The sequence below is a fragment of the Stutzerimonas kunmingensis genome (assembly GCF_014764705.1).
Lineage (GTDB): Bacteria > Pseudomonadota > Gammaproteobacteria > Pseudomonadales > Pseudomonadaceae > Stutzerimonas.
On record NZ_JACXXG010000002.1, the window covers coordinates 206109 to 220511 of the forward strand.

The 14403-nt window shown below is 64.5% G+C and carries 16 protein-coding genes; 4 read left to right on the forward strand and 12 right to left on the reverse strand.

The window, feature by feature from the left end; genetic code table 11:
• Positions 1-46 precede the first annotated feature (46 nt).
• From IEG05_RS02770 to lptM, 4 genes are read right to left on the reverse strand one after another with little or no spacing between them, the layout of a single operon-like run.
• Entirely contained in the window at positions 47-742 is a 696-nt protein-coding gene (locus IEG05_RS02770; protein ID WP_014821764.1) for a DUF484 family protein, read from the reverse strand.
• Positions 739-1569: a diaminopimelate epimerase gene (gene dapF / locus IEG05_RS02775; protein ID WP_041015177.1), complete on the reverse strand. Its 831-nt coding sequence runs from the start codon at positions 1567-1569 to the stop codon at positions 739-741. The genes IEG05_RS02770 and dapF overlap by 4 nt, the downstream gene beginning before the upstream one ends.
• Before the next feature lie 10 nt (positions 1570-1579).
• A complete protein-coding gene (gene lysA / locus IEG05_RS02780; RefSeq protein ID WP_041015176.1) occupies positions 1580-2827 on the reverse strand; it encodes a diaminopimelate decarboxylase in 1248 nt (415 codons plus the stop codon).
• 12 nt (positions 2828-2839) lie between these two features.
• Positions 2840-2980: an LPS translocon maturation chaperone LptM gene (gene lptM / locus IEG05_RS02785; protein WP_014821761.1), complete on the reverse strand. Its 141-nt coding sequence runs from the start codon at positions 2978-2980 to the stop codon at positions 2840-2842.
• Positions 2981-3169: 189 nt separating this feature from the next.
• Between lptM and cyaY the strand changes: the two genes are divergently transcribed.
• Both cyaY and rnk read left to right on the forward strand, forming a co-directional pair.
• Entirely contained in the window at positions 3170-3502 is a 333-nt protein-coding gene (gene cyaY, locus IEG05_RS02790; RefSeq protein WP_046618347.1) for an iron donor protein CyaY, read from the forward strand.
• 160 nt (positions 3503-3662) lie between these two features.
• Positions 3663-4067, forward strand: a complete 405-nt coding sequence (rnk, locus tag IEG05_RS02795; protein WP_046618346.1) for a nucleoside diphosphate kinase regulator — start codon at positions 3663-3665, stop codon at positions 4065-4067.
• A 175-nt stretch (positions 4068-4242) separates the two neighbouring features.
• Here rnk and IEG05_RS02800 read toward each other — a convergent pair whose 3' ends face one another.
• From IEG05_RS02800 to argH, 8 genes are all read right to left on the reverse strand, one after another.
• On the reverse strand, positions 4243-7065 hold the full coding sequence (locus tag IEG05_RS02800) for a class I adenylate cyclase (RefSeq protein WP_046618345.1): 2823 nt from the start codon (positions 7063-7065) through the stop codon (positions 4243-4245).
• 151 nt (positions 7066-7216) lie between these two features.
• The gene (locus IEG05_RS02805; RefSeq protein WP_014821758.1) at positions 7217-7462 is read right to left on the reverse strand and encodes a TIGR02647 family protein; all 246 of its coding nucleotides are present in this window, start codon (positions 7460-7462) and stop codon (positions 7217-7219) included.
• Between the two features lie 78 nt (positions 7463-7540).
• A complete protein-coding gene (locus IEG05_RS02810) occupies positions 7541-7984 on the reverse strand; it encodes a hypothetical protein (RefSeq protein WP_080950561.1) in 444 nt (147 codons plus the stop codon).
• 72 nt (positions 7985-8056) lie between these two features.
• A complete protein-coding gene (locus IEG05_RS02815) occupies positions 8057-8584 on the reverse strand; it encodes a hypothetical protein (protein WP_031297359.1) in 528 nt (175 codons plus the stop codon).
• A gap of 93 nt (positions 8585-8677) precedes the next feature.
• The gene (locus IEG05_RS02820; RefSeq protein WP_046618339.1) at positions 8678-9826 is read right to left on the reverse strand and encodes an NnrS family protein; all 1149 of its coding nucleotides are present in this window, start codon (positions 9824-9826) and stop codon (positions 8678-8680) included.
• Positions 9827-9861: 35 nt separating this feature from the next.
• Positions 9862-10341 (reverse strand): GNAT family N-acetyltransferase, encoded by a 480-nt coding sequence (locus IEG05_RS02825; protein ID WP_046618338.1) that lies wholly within the window; start codon positions 10339-10341, stop codon positions 9862-9864.
• A gap of 23 nt (positions 10342-10364) precedes the next feature.
• Positions 10365-10910 (reverse strand): P-loop NTPase family protein, encoded by a 546-nt coding sequence (locus IEG05_RS02830; RefSeq protein WP_191121612.1) that lies wholly within the window; start codon positions 10908-10910, stop codon positions 10365-10367.
• Positions 10907-12301: an argininosuccinate lyase gene (gene argH / locus IEG05_RS02835; RefSeq protein ID WP_046618336.1), complete on the reverse strand. Its 1395-nt coding sequence runs from the start codon at positions 12299-12301 to the stop codon at positions 10907-10909. The genes IEG05_RS02830 and argH overlap by 4 nt, the downstream gene beginning before the upstream one ends.
• Before the next feature lie 206 nt (positions 12302-12507).
• Between argH and IEG05_RS02840 the strand changes: the two genes are divergently transcribed.
• Both IEG05_RS02840 and IEG05_RS02845 read left to right on the forward strand, forming a co-directional pair.
• Positions 12508-13566 carry a histidine kinase gene (locus tag IEG05_RS02840; protein ID WP_191121659.1) on the forward strand — a complete coding sequence of 353 codons (1059 nt, stop codon included), beginning with the start codon at positions 12508-12510 and terminating at the stop codon, positions 13564-13566.
• The gene (locus IEG05_RS02845; protein ID WP_014821750.1) at positions 13563-14309 is read left to right on the forward strand and encodes a LytR/AlgR family response regulator transcription factor; all 747 of its coding nucleotides are present in this window, start codon (positions 13563-13565) and stop codon (positions 14307-14309) included. Before IEG05_RS02840 ends, IEG05_RS02845 begins: the two co-directional genes overlap by 4 nt.
• Positions 14310-14403 lie beyond the last annotated feature (94 nt).

Here is a 14403-nt window from a genome sequence, read left to right on the forward strand (position 1 = left end):
CCGCGAGCAGGCGCGTGTGGTGCGTGGCGTTGGCCGGCAATTGCGCTCAGCGTACCGAGCGCAGCGGCGTACCGAAGCGCGGCAGCACGCGGGTCAGCACTTCGGCGATATAACCGAGGAACAGCGTGCCCAGCGAGCTCTTGTAGTGCTGTGGATCCGGGCTGCCGATCGCCAGTACGCCCAGCTGATTGTTCAGGCTGACTACCGCCGCGGAGCCCACGCTGCTGCTGTCTTCGGCGCCGAACAGAAAGCTCAGCTCGTGCGGGCGGAGCACGCCGCAGATGGTCTTGCCGCCGTCGAGCAGACCGCCGATGCTCTGCTGCGCCTCGCCGGTGCTGACGCAGCGGCCCACCGGCAGTGTCGCGTCGCTGAACAGGATCAGGCTGACGTAGGGCACCTGGAACTCGTGGCGCAGGCTGTCTTCCACCGCGCTGACCACTTCTTCCAGGCTGCTGGCGTCGAGCAGGTCGAGCACCAGGCGGCGGGTCTTGTCGAACAGACGGTCGTTGTCGCGCGCCACGTCCATCAGTTGCGACAGACGATGGCGCATCTCGATGTTGCGCTCACGCAGCAGCTTGACCTGACGCTCCACCAGCGACACCGCGGTGCCCGGCTGATGGGGGATGCGCAGCTCAGGGATCAGCTCGTCGTGATCGACGAAGAATTCCGGATGGGCGCGCAGGTAGGCGGCGACGGCTTCGGCGTCGGGTAGCGGGGTGCTGCCCTGGGTCTGGTCGGTCATAGGCGAACCTGTCCTTCAAATACACGAACGGCGGGGCCGGTCATCATAACCGGCTGCCCGGGACCTGCCCATTCGATGGACAGGCGGCCACCCGGCAGCTCGATCTGTACCGGCGAATCCATCCAGCCCTGGCGTATTGCCGCGACCGCAGCCGCGCAGGCGCCGGTACCGCAGGCCTGGGTTTCGCCGGCGCCGCGTTCCCACACGCGCAGCCGCGCATGGCGGCGATCGACGACCTGCAGGAAGCCGACATTGACCCGCTGCGGAAAGCGCGGGTGATGTTCGATCTTCGGTCCGAGTTCATGCACAGGTGCCTGCTCGACGCTGTCGACGCGCAGCACCGCATGGGGGTTGCCCATGGACACGGCGGCCAACTCGACGCGCTGGCCATCGACTTCGAGTGGATAGCTCAGGGCTTCCTGGTCGGCCTGGAACGGAATCTCGGACGGCACCAGTCGCGGCGGACCCATGTCGACGCGGATCTGCCCATCGGGACGGATATCCAGCTCGATGATGCCGCCCTTGGTTTCGACCTTGATCTTGCGTTTCACGGTCAGGCGCTTGTCGACCACGAAGCGGGCGAAGCAGCGCGCGCCGTTGCCGCACTGCTCCACTTCCGAACCGTCGGAATTGAAGATGCGGTAGCGGAAATCCACGTCCGGGTTCTGCGGCGGCTCGACGATCAGCAGCTGATCGAAACCGACTCCGGTGTGGCGATCGCCCCACTGCTTGGCGTGCTTGGGCTGGATGTGCGCGTGCTGGCTGACCAGGTCGATGACCATGAAGTCGTTGCCCAGACCGTGCATCTTGGTAAAGCGCAGAAGCATGATCTTGGCCTCAAGTGGGCAGCAGGCTTTCGCCGGCGTATAGCTCCTGAACGCTCTCGCGACGGCGCACTTCGAAGGCCTGGTCACCGTCCACCAGCACCTCGGCGGCGCGGCCGCGGGTGTTGTAGTTGGAGCTCATGACGAAGCCGTAGGCACCGGCCGAACACACCGCCAGCAGGTCGCCCTCGACCAGCGCCAGCTCACGATCCTTGGCGAGGAAGTCGCCGGTTTCGCAGATCGGTCCGACGATGTCGTAGCGACGCGTATCGCCTTCGTGCGGCTGCACCGCGATGACGTTCATCCACGCCTGGTACAGCGCCGGACGGATCAGGTCGTTCATCGCCGCATCGACTATGGCGAAATCCTTGTGCGCGGTGTGCTTGAGGTATTCCACGCGGGTCAGCAGCACGCCGGCGTTGGCGACGATGGAGCGGCCTGGCTCGAACACCAGCGCCAGCCCGCGGCCTTCGATGCGCTGGCGCACGGCCTGGATGTAGTCACCGGCCAAAGGTGGCTGCTCGTCGCGGTAACGCACGCCGAGGCCGCCACCGAGGTCAAGGTGACGAATCTGGATGCCGCGTGCGGCGAGGCGCTCGGTCAGTGCGAGCAGGCGGTCGAGCGCATCGAGGAAAGGCGGCAGGCTGGTCAGCTGCGAACCGATATGGCAGTCGACACCGACCACTTCCAGGTTCGGCAGCTCGGCGGCACGGGCGTAGACCGCCTCGGCATTGTCGATATCGATGCCGAACTTGTTCTCTTTGAGACCTGTGGAAATGTACGGGTGGGTGCCGGCATCGACGTCCGGATTGACCCGTAGCGACACCGGCGCCTTTTTGCCGAGCTCGGCGGCGACCTGCTGCAGGCGCTCCAGTTCATCGGTGGATTCCACGTTGAAGCAGTGCACGCCGACTTCCAGCGCCCGGCGCATGTCGTCACGGGTCTTGCCGACGCCAGAGAAGACGATACGGTCCGGCTGTCCGCCGGCGGCCAGTACGCGCTCCAGCTCACCGCGCGAGACGATGTCGAAGCCGGCGCCGAGACGTGCCAGGACGTTCAGCACGCCCAGGTTCGAATTGGCTTTGACGGCGAAGCAGACCAGATGCGGCATGCCATCCAGCGCATCGGCATACGCCCGGTACTGGGCTTCGATGTGCGCGCGGGAATAGACGTAGGTCGGGGTGCCGAAGCGTTGCGCAAGTGCGGGCAGTGCCACGCCTTCCGCGAAGAGTTGACCGTCGCGGTACGAGAAGGCCTCCATGAACAGCCTCCTTTAGAGTTCGAAACGGTCTTTGGAACGTTCTTTGACGGTTTTCTCGTCATCCGGCAGGTACAGCGGACCTTTCTGGCCACAACCGCTGAGCGCGGCGGCGAAGACGGCGAGTGCGATGAAGGGAAGCAGAAGGCGCTTCATGGGGACTGGAATCCTTGAAAAATCTAATCGCCGGAGTATACCCAGCACCCGGCGGATTGCCTATGCGAGCAGCACGTCACACGGCTGCCGTGCTGGCGGGCGGCTCGCTTGATCCGGCTGCGCCCTGCTAAGCTCGCCGCCATCGCATGCGGCCCGCGTCGCGTGCAGAACAATTCGAGGAAGTGTTGCATGAGCCTGAGCGAAGCCCGTTATCACGATCTGGTCGATGCTGTGCAGGAGAGCGTCGAGGACGTATTCGATGACACCAGTCTGGACGTCGACCTGGAGAACTCCGGTGGTGTGCTGACAGTGCGCTTCGATAACGGCAGTCAGCTGATCCTCAGCCGCCAGCCCGCGTTGCGCCAGCTGTGGGTCGCGGCGCGCTCCGGCGGCTTTCATTTCGACTACGACGAAGGCAGCCAGCTGTGGCTGTGCGATGCTAGCGGCGAGCGCCTCGGAGAGCTGCTCTCGCGGGTGACGCAGGAGCAGGGCGGCGAAGCGCTGGAATTCGAGGATATCTGACGCAATCTGCGTGCAGCCCCCGCGAGCCGGGCGCTGCCGGTGGGGGCCTTGCTTATTCGGGCTGCTGTGATAGTGTCTTCGCAGGTCAACAAAACCCCGCCTTCGGGCGGGGTTTTGCTTTTTTCGTGTTTTATTTTTTCGCAGGAGCTTGCCAGAACCCATGACCAGTGCACCGCCGATCATCCTTACCCAACTCGATCTGCAGCGCCTTGAGCGGCTGCTCGACAGTCTGGACGACTACGGTCCGGCCGCCGAAGCGCTCGAGCAGGAACTGTCGCGGGCGCAGATCGTGGAACGCAGCGAGATGCCTGCGGGCGTCGTGACCATGAATTCGCGCGTGCACTGCCGCGACGAAGGCACGGGCAAGGACTACCACCTGACGCTGGTCTATCCCCACGATGCCGGCAAGGAAGGCATCGTGTCCGTCCTCGCACCGGTCGGTACGGCGCTGCTGGGCATGAGTGTCGGCCAGCACATCGACTGGCCGACTCCATCCGGCAAGATGATCAAGCTCACTCTGCTCGCGATCGAATACCAGCCCGAAGCGGCAGGCGATCCGTTCTGACGGGCGACGCTTGCGAGATGATCAGCCTGGCCGCCGCTGCGATCGGGCTGGTAGCAGCTTTCCGCAGCTCTGCCTTTGTTGGCGCGAAAAGCGTTGGATAGCCACTGCGCAATGCAGCTGGTTCGTCAGGCCGGAACCTCGTCGAGACGCTGACTGAAGCCCCGTCAGCGCCCTCTTATGACTCCATTGCCGCGTTCAGCGCTGCCTCCAGGCGCGCCTTGTAGCGCAGGTACTGGACCGTCTGGCTGCGTCCGCTGCCGTGCAGGCCAGTGAGGTCGAGGTCGGTGATGTAGCAGGGGTAGCGTTCACCGTCGCGGCGCCGGGAAATGATCGTGCGTGTCACGGCGGCGAACAGCTCGGCACCATATTCCAGGCCGGAAAACTCCTGATGGTTACAGTACAGGGTGACCTGCGAGCGACCGTTTTCGCCCGCTTCGACAATCGCCTGCACGTCGTAGAACGGATCGTTGACCTCGCCCTGGGGCGCCGGTCTTCGTTCCAGTTGTGCCGGTCGCGCGCCTTGTCCCGGCTGAATGCGGTAGAAGAGGATCGCCGGGTCGACCAGCTCCTGGCTTTGGCCGGGCTGCTGCGCGTTACGCCGATACAGCATCGACTCGAGAAAGCGCATCAGCGGGCGCAGCAGGGTGCGCTCGTCGCGATAGGGCAGCTGCTGGCGCCAGAGGGCATTGCATTCATCGAGCACGCTGAGTTCGGCGATTTCCCCGGCCGTGCGGTAGAACACCTGCAGGCATCCCGGGCGGCCTTGCGCAAGAATCAGCGCCAGATCGTCACCGTCCAGCGCCGCACGATCGAGCCGGAGCGGGCTGTAGGCGTGGTGGGCCTCGCCAAGGTGTTCGAGCAGTGCGGCGCGATCGCTCAGGTGGGTGAGACGCAGCGCATTCGCCTCGCGCTGCAGCATGTGGAAATGCTGGCGAACCTGAAGCAGGTAGCGTCCATGAGCGATGCTGGCAAGGCTCTGGCGGGCATCCTCGAATATCTGCTCGACCCGCCGCGCGATGGCCTGTCCGCGATTGCGGGCGAAGCAGAAGACCTGCAGCTGCGGTGCCTGCACGACCTGCTCGAGGCTATCCAGATAATCGCGCAGGCACAGTGGCAGCGCCTTCGGCCCGTCGTAGCGGGTCACCAGCATCTCGTTCCAGCTGTTGAGCGTGACCTGATCCACGCTCAGCACCAGGCTTTCCGGCGCCGCGTTCAGCATCGACTGCTCGCCGATGGCAGATGCTGTCGGGGCTTGCTGGGTGGGGTCCAGGCCGATGTTGATCAGCAGCAGCACCCGGCTGGGTTTGCTCGCGGCCAGTAGAGCTTCTTCGTCCACCGGGCATAGCGGCATCGGCAGCGCACGGCGCAGGTCGCTGAACAGGGCGAACAGTTCCGCTTCGCTCAGGCCGCTGTCGCCAGGGAACAGGGACAGGTGGGTGCTGACATCCACCACGCCGTTGCGGTGACACCAGGCCAGCAGCGCGACCAGCTCGCGAGAGCGCTTCAATGGGGCGAAATTGCTCAGTTCCGGCGCGGTGAGCTGGCCCTGATAGAGCGACCAGCGCACGTCGCCCGCAGCGTCGTAATCGTGCACCAGGGTCAGGCTGTGTTCAGCCATATCCGGCGAGATACCAAGATTGACCACCTCGACCTTGCCGGCCTTGCGTTCGATCGCGGCGTACAGGCGACGACCCAGCACGCCGAGGTCGCGACTGGTGAGCGGACTGGTGGCCTGAAGGCGTCGGGTGAAGTCGCTGAGAAAGCGATAGCCGTAGGTCAGTTCGTTGACCAGCATGCGACGTTCCTGGCTGACCTGACGCACTTTCCAGTGGCTGCGGTTGTCGAGCAGTGCGAACTGCCGCTCGTCCCAGCGCCAGTCGTGGGTCAGCCGCTCGAGCAGGCTGCGCTGCCAGCTCTTGTTGCGGTTGACCGGTGGCCGGCTCAGTGGGCGATTGATCTTCAGGTACAGGCAGCGCCGCGCCAGCTCCAGGCGCTCGTGGTCGCCGCGCGCGCCGAGGTAACGCTCGATGGCAAGGTAGGCGGCGATATACGGGTCGAGCTCGTTCAGATCGAACCGCCCTTGATAGATGGCCTGTTTGAAGTCCAGGGCCAGGCAGCGCAGCTGCGGATACTGGCTGGCATACACCTCCACCAGCAGCAGCTTGAACAGCGATTTGTAGGGCGAGGCTATGGCCTTGTAGAGCTGCCAGAGTCCGGCGCCGACGAACTCGCCGGGCGGCACCTGGCCCAGGTGGCCGAGGTCGAGTACTTCGTCGGCGCGCACGAAGCGCTTGGCCAGCAGCGTCGCCACATATTCGTCGTAGCGGTGCTCCTCGTAGTCCGGCACCAGCCACCAGAGCGGGGTGCGCCCGCCGAGCCAGAGCGCCGTGCGGTAGAACTCGTCGAGCAGCAGGTAGTGCTGGGTGGTGCCACAGTCATCGGAGGTCAGCCTGGCTTCGCGCTGGCCCTGGGTGAAGCGTTGCGGATCGACCAGAAAGAAGTGCGCTTCGCTGCCCTGGCTCGCCGCCCAGGCTTGCAGCAGTTCGCACTTGCGGCGCAGTTCCTCGATCTGGCCGGCGTCCAGGGCGGGATCGTGGCAGACCCACACGTCCAGATCGCTGTGCTCGTCCTGCGCCACGGTGCCGAGGCTGCCCATGAGGAACAGGCCGAGTATCGGCTGCGGCAGTTTTCCGCGCGCCGGCTTGTAGGCGAACGAGCGGCTCAGGCGCTGTGCTTCGGCGAGCTGCTCGGCGTCCGGCACGAAGTGCGCGAGTCCGGCAGGGGTAGTCGCCGAGACATAGCCGGGGAGAATCGGATGGTTGACGTGAAACAGCAGCGGCAGCAGCTTGAGTACCTGCTGCTGGCGCGTCGACATGGCCTGCAGGGCCCGCTCCAGGCGTGCGGAGTTGACCGCGAGAAAGCGCGCCCGCAGCGTGGTCAGCACCTTGCGGTCGATGCCTTCTTCGAGAATCGGGTGGATGTGCTGGGTGCGGGTCATTGTGGTTCGTGCAGGCGAGGCTAACCCCTGTTCATCGGCCAATCGGCGTGCGGCTTGAGGTGCGGTGCAAGTTTGCCTGCAGTGAGCGACCAACGGCCAGGGCCGGCGTCATCCGTGCCCTGGACTGGTGAAGCGGAACGGCATGGCGATGTCAGGCCGTGACGGTTTCCGAGAGGATGGTATGCAGCGTTTGCGCCTGTTCGGCCGCGTCGCGGCCAAGGCTGGTGAGGTAACCGCCGTCGGCCTGGGTGATCAGGCCCTTGGCGTGGAGGCGGCCAAAAGCGGCGATGGTGGCGGGGCTGGCTTCGTGATGCACCTTCAGCCCTTCCTGCAGATTTTCCAGATTGAACTGTCGGAGTACGTCCAGTTCGGCAACCAGCTCAGGGGTGTACGACATGCTCGCTCCTCGGATGGTGGGCTCATGCCCTGTTTGCTGAGTGTAGATGCTGTCGGTGGCCCTGCCTTGATCCAGATCCTATTCGGATGCTTCCGGCAGTTCCGGCAGCTTGCGCAGCATGGCCTCGTAGGCGGCACCGTCGAAAGGGCGGTCCTCGCTGAGCATCGTGCGGATCTCATGGGCCAGAACCAGGGCCATCATCTGCAAGCATTCGTCCCGCTCGTAGCCGACCAGGGTGAGCTTGTTCAGCGTGGCCTGGGTAGCCGCGGGCTCGCCGGCTTCAAGCTGGTTCTCGATCGCCTGGATCAGGGTCTCTTCGGCGAACGCTTCATCTTCATCGTTGCTGGGGTTGTCTTGCGCCATGGCGGGGGTCTCGTCGAGCGGTGCCGGATTTTCTGCGTCCAGCTGGCAGATCGTGCAGCTGCCGTCATCCGGCCGGTTGGTTTCGACGTAGCGTACCCGGCGTTGGGCGGCCTGGCGATCAGCATCAACGCGATAGCGGGGGCGGTCTGAATCGGACATGGGTTCCTCCATACGGATGCGTCCAGCTAAGCAGCTGCTGCCGCGTGGAGCAATGCGGCGGTGTGCGGTGCGTCAGTCCATCAGGCTCAGGGCCAGGCAGAGCAGGCCAAATGCGCTCCAGACCAGCGAAAAGATGATTGGCGTGCGCAGCGAAAACAGCAGGGTGCGCTTGTAGCGAGGCCCACCGACCGGGCTGCTGCCTTCGCCGAACAGCGCCGATTCGTTGTTCGGAAGCATGCCGACGCGGCCTTCGAGCTGCAGCAGTTCGGACTGTTTCTGATGCCAGCGCTCGATGACGTCGAAATTGGACTTGATGCCGGGCATCGCGTGCAGCGATGTGATGAGGCCGAGCACCGAGAGAATCGCCGGCACCACCAGGCGGAACAGCTCGCCCCACTCAGGGTTACTGTTGGCCATCGACGAGGCGAAGGCAATCATCAGGAACGACTGCGACGACAGGTAGGCGCTGGTGCGTTCGGCCAGCAGGGAAGATTCGAAATGGATTTCGGAGCGGTAGAAGATCAGGCGTTCCTTGGGCGAGTCGAAGAGCTCGGCGCCCTGGGTGTCCTGATTCAGCAGCAGGGTGCGCAGATCGGTCATGCAGGCCTCGGCGAATGCGGCGGCGGAGATGGGAGGAATCGCCGGCGGTTGCATGTAGGTCAAGCGTAATGCGTGAGAGTTCCGGTTGATGACTCAGTTGTCAGCGTTGCCGCGAGGGCTGTCCGCGTGCGCGTCGCGACAACGCCAGAGCAGCAAGGTCAGCGCCAGAAAGGCCAGCGACCAGCAACCGGCGGCGAGCAGCAGCCAGGCTGGGTGAGGCTGACTCAGCAGGGCGGGCAGCACGCGAGCCAGCGCCGCCAGGGTGATCAGCAACGCCACGCCCTGTATCCAGGGCTGCGCCCCGGGATCGCGGAAACGGTAGATCAGCCGCGTGCGGGCCATGACCGCGAAAGTCAGGCTGCCCAGCGCGCCGACGGTCAAGGCGTGCAGCGTTGCGTTCAATGGCAGCGCCGGTAGCAGCGTACCCAGGCCAAGCAATAGCAGGCCAATGGCGAGCCAGGCATAGCCGAGCAGCAGGTTCAGCAACTCCGGCCGCGCGCAGCGCCAGGGTTGCCAGCGCAGCAGGCGGATGGTCGTGAGTACGGCAGCGGCAACCAGTACGGCGCCGGTGAGTTGCCGGGTGAGCGGCCAGGGCAGGAGATTCAACAGCAGGGCGAGGCCGAGCAGGATCAGCACGGCACCTTCGATCTGCGGCTGCACCCGCGCATCCAGTCGCCATCCCCCGCTCTGCGCGTAACCGGCGACGGCTGGCGCGATGATCCGTCCGCCCATGAAGAACATCAGGGTGGCGAGCAATAGTAGCGCCTCCTCCAGCATGAGGCGGTCGAAGCCAGCTCCAAAGCCACCGCTGGCGATGGCGCTGAGCAGACTCAGCCCGGCGACCACGGGTGCGACGCTCTGGTTACGCCATTTCTTCGCGGCGCCGAGAAAGCGCGGCAGCACTTTCCAGGCAAGGGCGGTGGCAAAGATCGCGGCGCAGATCAGTGCCAGCCACGAGCCCGGCCACAGCAGGAAGCTCAGTCGTGCCAGCGCCCAGCAGCCGAGCAGCGTCAGGGTAAAGCGCAGTCGCTGCGGGCCGAGCAGGTAGCCGGCGATCACCGCCAGGGCGAAGCCGAAGAGCATTTCGTGGGCGTGACCGGCGGATGTGGCGAGCCCGGGCAACGCGGGAAGCAGGCCAAGTAGTGCCAGGACCGAATACGGCAGGATCAGCGCCGCGTAGAGCGCGGCAGCCGGAAAGAACCAGGCATTGGCAAAGGGTAGGCGCGCTTTTCGCGGCGGCATCGCGGCTGGTGGCGCAGGCGTGCTGGAACGATTGCTCAACCTGCCGCGAACTCTGACAGTGCGTTGCCGGCAAGGCGGTAGCCGATCCACTCGCTCTGCGGCCGGGCGCCGATGGATTCGTAGAAGTCGATGGCTGGCTGATTCCAGTCCAGCACCGACCACTCGAAGCGCCCGCAGCCGCGTGCCACCGCCAATTTGGCCTGATGACGCAGCAACGCCTTGCCGGCACCGACGCCACGCTGCTGCGGGGTGACGTAAAGGTCTTCCAGATACAGGCCGTGCTTGCCCAGCCAGGTCGAGTAGTTGAAGAAATACACCGCATAACCGATCGGCACGCCGTCCAGCTCGCAGATCAGGCCATGGGCGGTGCTGCCGTCAGCGAACAGGCTGTTCTCGATGCCGGCGACGTCTGTCTTGACCTCGTGCTCGGCCTTTTCGTAGATGGCCAGGTCGGTGATAAAGCGCAGGATCAGCGCGGCGTCTTCGCGAACCGCGGGGCGAATGTGCAGAAACATTACAGGCTGGCCCTCAATAAGGTTTAACGGGACGACAGGTTTGCCAGAAAGGCGTTGATGGCCTGCCGTGAGTCCAGTCGTAGGTATTGGCAGGATGGCGGTGCGTTACGCATTTCCTCGGCGTAGCGCTGCCGGTAAACCGGGTGGCGGGTCCACGACCAGGCCAGGATGGATTGGCGTGGGTTCAATTTGAATAAATTGCTCCAGCGCTCGCGGTTGCCATTCCACAACTCCTCACGGCAGGCCAGGCGTCGCAGGGTGCGCCAGATGACCTGGCGCATTACCTTGTGGCGTGGCAGATCCAGCCAGATCACTATGTCCGAGCGCTCTCGCACCAACGGGCGCACCGCCGAATAATTGCCTTCTGCTACCCAGCCGTCGCCCTGCAGCGCATCACGGGTCGCCTGCTGAAACTGCTCGGTGGGCAACGGCTGCCAGCCCGGTTGATGGAACAGGGCATCCAGCTCGATATGGCGATAACCGAGCTGCTGCGCCAGACGGCGCGACAGCATGGCCTTGCCGGCACCTGAACAGCCGACCACCGAAATACGGCGGCCAGACGTGATCATCTAGTCGCCAGCAGATTCTTGCCACGAGCCACCGCGGCGCGTACCTGGTTCGGCGCGGTGCCGCCGATATGGTCGCGGGCGTTGACCGAGCCTTCCAGGGTCAGCACGGCGAACACGTCGTCAGTGATCTGGTCGCTGAACTGGCGCAGCTCGTCGAGGCTCATCTCGGCCAAGTCCTTGCCGGTCTGCACGCCGTACTTCACCGCGTGGCCGACGATCTCGTGGCAGTCGCGGAAGGGCAGTCCCTTGCGCACCAGGTAATCGGCGAGATCCGTCGCGGTGGAGAAGCCGCGCAGCGCCGCTTCGCGCATGATTTCGCGCTTGGGTTTGATCGCCGGAACCATGTCGGCAAAGGCGCGCAGACTGTCGCGCAGGGTGTCGGCGGCGTCGAACAGCGGTTCCTTGTCTTCCTGATTGTCCTTGTTATAGGCCAGCGGCTGGCCCTTCATCAGCACCAGAAGGCCTGCCAGCGCACCAAATACGCGGCCGGTCTTGCCGCGCACCAGCTCAGGTACGTCCGGGTTCTTCTTCTGCGGCATGATCGAGGAGCCGGTGCAGAAACGGTCGGGCAGGTCGATGAACTGGAACTGCGCGCTGGTCCAGAGCACCAGCTCTTCGGAGAAGCGCGACAGGTGCATCATCGCCACCGAGGCGGCGGCACAGAATTCGATGGCGAAATCGCGATCGGACACGCCATCCAGCGAGTTGCCGGAGATCGCTTCGAAACCTAGCAGTTCGCAGGTGATCTCCCGCTGGATCGGATAGGTGGTGCCGGCCAGCGCGGCCGAACCCAGCGGCATGCGGTTGGTGCGCTTGCGGCAGTCGACCAGGCGCTCGTAGTCGCGGCTGAGCATCTCGAACCAGGCCAATAGATGGTGGCCGAAGGTCACCGGCTGCGCGGTCTGCAGGTGGGTGAAGCCGGGCATGATGGTGTCCGCTTCGGCTTCCGCCAGACCCAGAAGGCCTTCTTGAAGACGGGTAATTTCGCCGAGGATCAGGTCGATTTCATCGCGCAGCCACAGGCGGATGTCGGTGGCGACCTGGTCGTTGCGCGAGCGGCCGGTGTGCAGCTTCTTGCCGGTCACTCCGATGCGGTCGGTCAGGCGTGCTTCGATGTTCATGTGCACGTCTTCCAGGTCGACGCGCCAGTCGAAGGTGCCGGCTTCGATTTCGCCTTGGATGTCTTTCAGATTGGCGATGATCTGGTCACGCTCATCGGCGTTCAGCACGCCGGCTTTTTCCAGCATCGTCGCATGGGCGATCGAACCCATGATGTCGTGGCGGTAGAGGCGCTTGTCGAACTCGACGGAGGCGGTGAATCGGGCGACGAAGGCGTCGACGGGCTCGCTGAAACGGCCGCCCCAGGACTGGTTGGTCTTGTCGGTGCTCATGTATGCGCTCGCTGAAATCCGAAGGCTGAGGAAAGGCGGCGATGATAACAGGGATGGTGCCGCTGTCGGGGACATCGCCGCCACGGCGGCGAAGGGTGAGCTGGCTGGCAATTCCGGATTATTCCACTTGGCTGACCGGCACCCGGCTTGCCGTTGACCGGGTGTGCAAGGAAACTGCCGGGCAGGTAAACCACAGGCTGAAGCGCGTGAAATCCACTGCCGTATCCGATGACTTCTTCGTCCCCGAGCTGTGCCAGCCCGATGCCTTGCTTGGCCTGGTCCTGCTCGCCGAGTTGCTGGTGTTCGTGCTGGTGCTGGCCGAGCCGATGCAGCCTGGCTTTGACTGGATGCGGCTGGCGCTGACGTCGTTGTTCGTGCAGTGGATCGTGCTGCTCTCGGCCGGCACCATGTGTCTGCTGCGGCCCGTGCTGGCGCGTATGCGCACTGCCTTCGCCGGGCTGGCCTGCTGCGCCCTGGTGGTCGGGCTGACCCTGGCCTGCACCGCGGTGGCCGATATCTACCAGCTCGGCGGCCCGCTTTCGCGCGACGGGGAGGTCAATCTCTACCTGCGTCACGCGCTGATCAGCCTGATCATGTCCGGGCTGTTGCTACGCTATTTCTATCTGCAGAGTCAGTGGCGCCGCCAGGAGCAGGCCGAGCTGCGGGCGCGGATCGAGTCGCTGCAGGCGCGCGTCCGTCCGCATTTCCTGTTCAACAGCCTCAACAGCATCGCCGCACTGGTGGCCAGCGATCCGGTCAAGGCCGAGCAGGCGGTGCTGGATCTGTCGGACCTGTTCCGTGCCAGCCTGGCCCGACCCGGCACGTTGGTGGCCTGGAGCGAGGAGCTGGAGTTGTCGCGGCGCTACCTGTCGATCGAACAATATCGCCTGGGCGACCGTCTACAGATGGACTGGCAGGTCGCCGGCGTACCGGACGATCTGCCGATTCCGCAGCTGACGCTGCAACCGTTGCTGGAGAATGCGCTGGTGTATGGCATCCAGCCCCGTATCGAGGGAGGTGTGGTGAGCGTAACCGCCGATTATGTCGATGGCGTGTTTCAGTTGGTGGTCAGCAACCCCTTCGACGAAACCGCTCAAGCGCAGGCTTCACGCGGGACACGGCAGGGTCTGCAGAACATCGACGCACGATTAGCGGCACTTTTCGGTCCGCTAGCGAGTCTCAGCGTGGAGCGCCGTGAAGGCCGCCATTACACATGTCTACGCTATCCATGTGCGAGACAAACGCAGGAAGCCAGATCTATATGAATGTCCTGATTGTCGATGACGAACCTCTAGCCCGCGAGCGCCTCAGCCGACTGGTAGGTGACCTCGACGGCTATCGTGTCCTCGAGCCCGCTGCCAGCAATGGCGAAGAAGCACTGACGCTGATCGAGGAACTGCGCCCTGATGTCGTGCTGCTGGATATCCGCATGCCGGGGCTAGATGGCCTGCAGGTTGCAGCTAGGCTTTGCGAGACGGATGCGCCGCCTGCCGTGATCTTTTGTACTGCCCATGATGAGTTCGCGCTGGAGGCTTTCCAGGTCAGCGCGGTTGGCTATCTGGTCAAGCCGGTGCGCCCGGAACACCTCACCGAGGCCTTGAAGAAGGCGGAACGGCCGAACCGAGTGCAGCTCGCTGCGTTGACCCGGCCGGCAGCGGTTTCCGGTGCCGGGCCTCGCACCCACATCAGCGCGCGCACCCGCAAGGGCATCGAGCTGATTCCGCTGGACCACGTGATCTACTTCATCGCCGACCACAAGTACGTCACCCTGCGCCATATCGGTGGCGAGGTGCTGCTGGACGAGCCGTTGAAGTCTCTGGAAGACGAGTTCGGCGAGCGCTTCGTGCGTATTCACCGCAACGCGCTGGTGTTCCGTGATCGTATCGAGCGCCTGCAGCGCACGCCGCTCGGGCATTTCCAGCTGTTCCTCAAGGGGCTCGAGGGTGAGGCGCTGACGGTGAGCCGTCGCCATGTCGCCGGTGTGCGCAAGCTGATGCAGAACCTCTGAACCAGTACGGCTCGCTGCGTTGGAGGCCGTCAGCTCGTGCAGCTGGCGGGCGCCGGCGCGGTGGCGTGACACCACCTTTTACTTGATTCCGGCC

What these genes read in the sequence shown, in the direction of transcription:
- IEG05_RS02770 (WP_014821764.1), bottom strand. Translation starts at nt 742, where the DNA reads ATGACCGACCAGACCCAGGGCAGCACCCCGCTACCCGACGCCGAAGCC.
- dapF (WP_041015177.1), bottom strand. Translation starts at nt 1,569, where the DNA reads ATGCTTCTGCGCTTTACCAAGATGCACGGTCTGGGCAACGACTTCATG.
- lysA (WP_041015176.1), bottom strand. Translation starts at nt 2,827, where the DNA reads ATGGAGGCCTTCTCGTACCGCGACGGTCAACTCTTCGCGGAAGGCGTG.
- lptM (WP_014821761.1), bottom strand. Translation starts at nt 2,980, where the DNA reads ATGAAGCGCCTTCTGCTTCCCTTCATCGCACTCGCCGTCTTCGCCGCC.
- cyaY (WP_046618347.1), top strand. Translation starts at nt 3,170, where the DNA reads ATGAGCCTGAGCGAAGCCCGTTATCACGATCTGGTCGATGCTGTGCAG.
- rnk (WP_046618346.1), top strand. Translation starts at nt 3,663, where the DNA reads ATGACCAGTGCACCGCCGATCATCCTTACCCAACTCGATCTGCAGCGC.
- IEG05_RS02800 (WP_046618345.1), bottom strand. Translation starts at nt 7,065, where the DNA reads ATGACCCGCACCCAGCACATCCACCCGATTCTCGAAGAAGGCATCGAC.
- IEG05_RS02805 (WP_014821758.1), bottom strand. Translation starts at nt 7,462, where the DNA reads ATGTCGTACACCCCTGAGCTGGTTGCCGAACTGGACGTACTCCGACAG.
- IEG05_RS02810 (WP_080950561.1), bottom strand. Translation starts at nt 7,984, where the DNA reads ATGTCCGATTCAGACCGCCCCCGCTATCGCGTTGATGCTGATCGCCAG.
- IEG05_RS02815 (WP_031297359.1), bottom strand. Translation starts at nt 8,584, where the DNA reads ATGACCGATCTGCGCACCCTGCTGCTGAATCAGGACACCCAGGGCGCC.
- IEG05_RS02820 (WP_046618339.1), bottom strand. Translation starts at nt 9,826, where the DNA reads ATGCCGCCGCGAAAAGCGCGCCTACCCTTTGCCAATGCCTGGTTCTTT.
- IEG05_RS02825 (WP_046618338.1), bottom strand. Translation starts at nt 10,341, where the DNA reads ATGTTTCTGCACATTCGCCCCGCGGTTCGCGAAGACGCCGCGCTGATC.
- IEG05_RS02830 (WP_191121612.1), bottom strand. Translation starts at nt 10,910, where the DNA reads ATGATCACGTCTGGCCGCCGTATTTCGGTGGTCGGCTGTTCAGGTGCC.
- argH (WP_046618336.1), bottom strand. Translation starts at nt 12,301, where the DNA reads ATGAGCACCGACAAGACCAACCAGTCCTGGGGCGGCCGTTTCAGCGAG.
- IEG05_RS02845 (WP_014821750.1), top strand. Translation starts at nt 13,563, where the DNA reads ATGAATGTCCTGATTGTCGATGACGAACCTCTAGCCCGCGAGCGCCTC.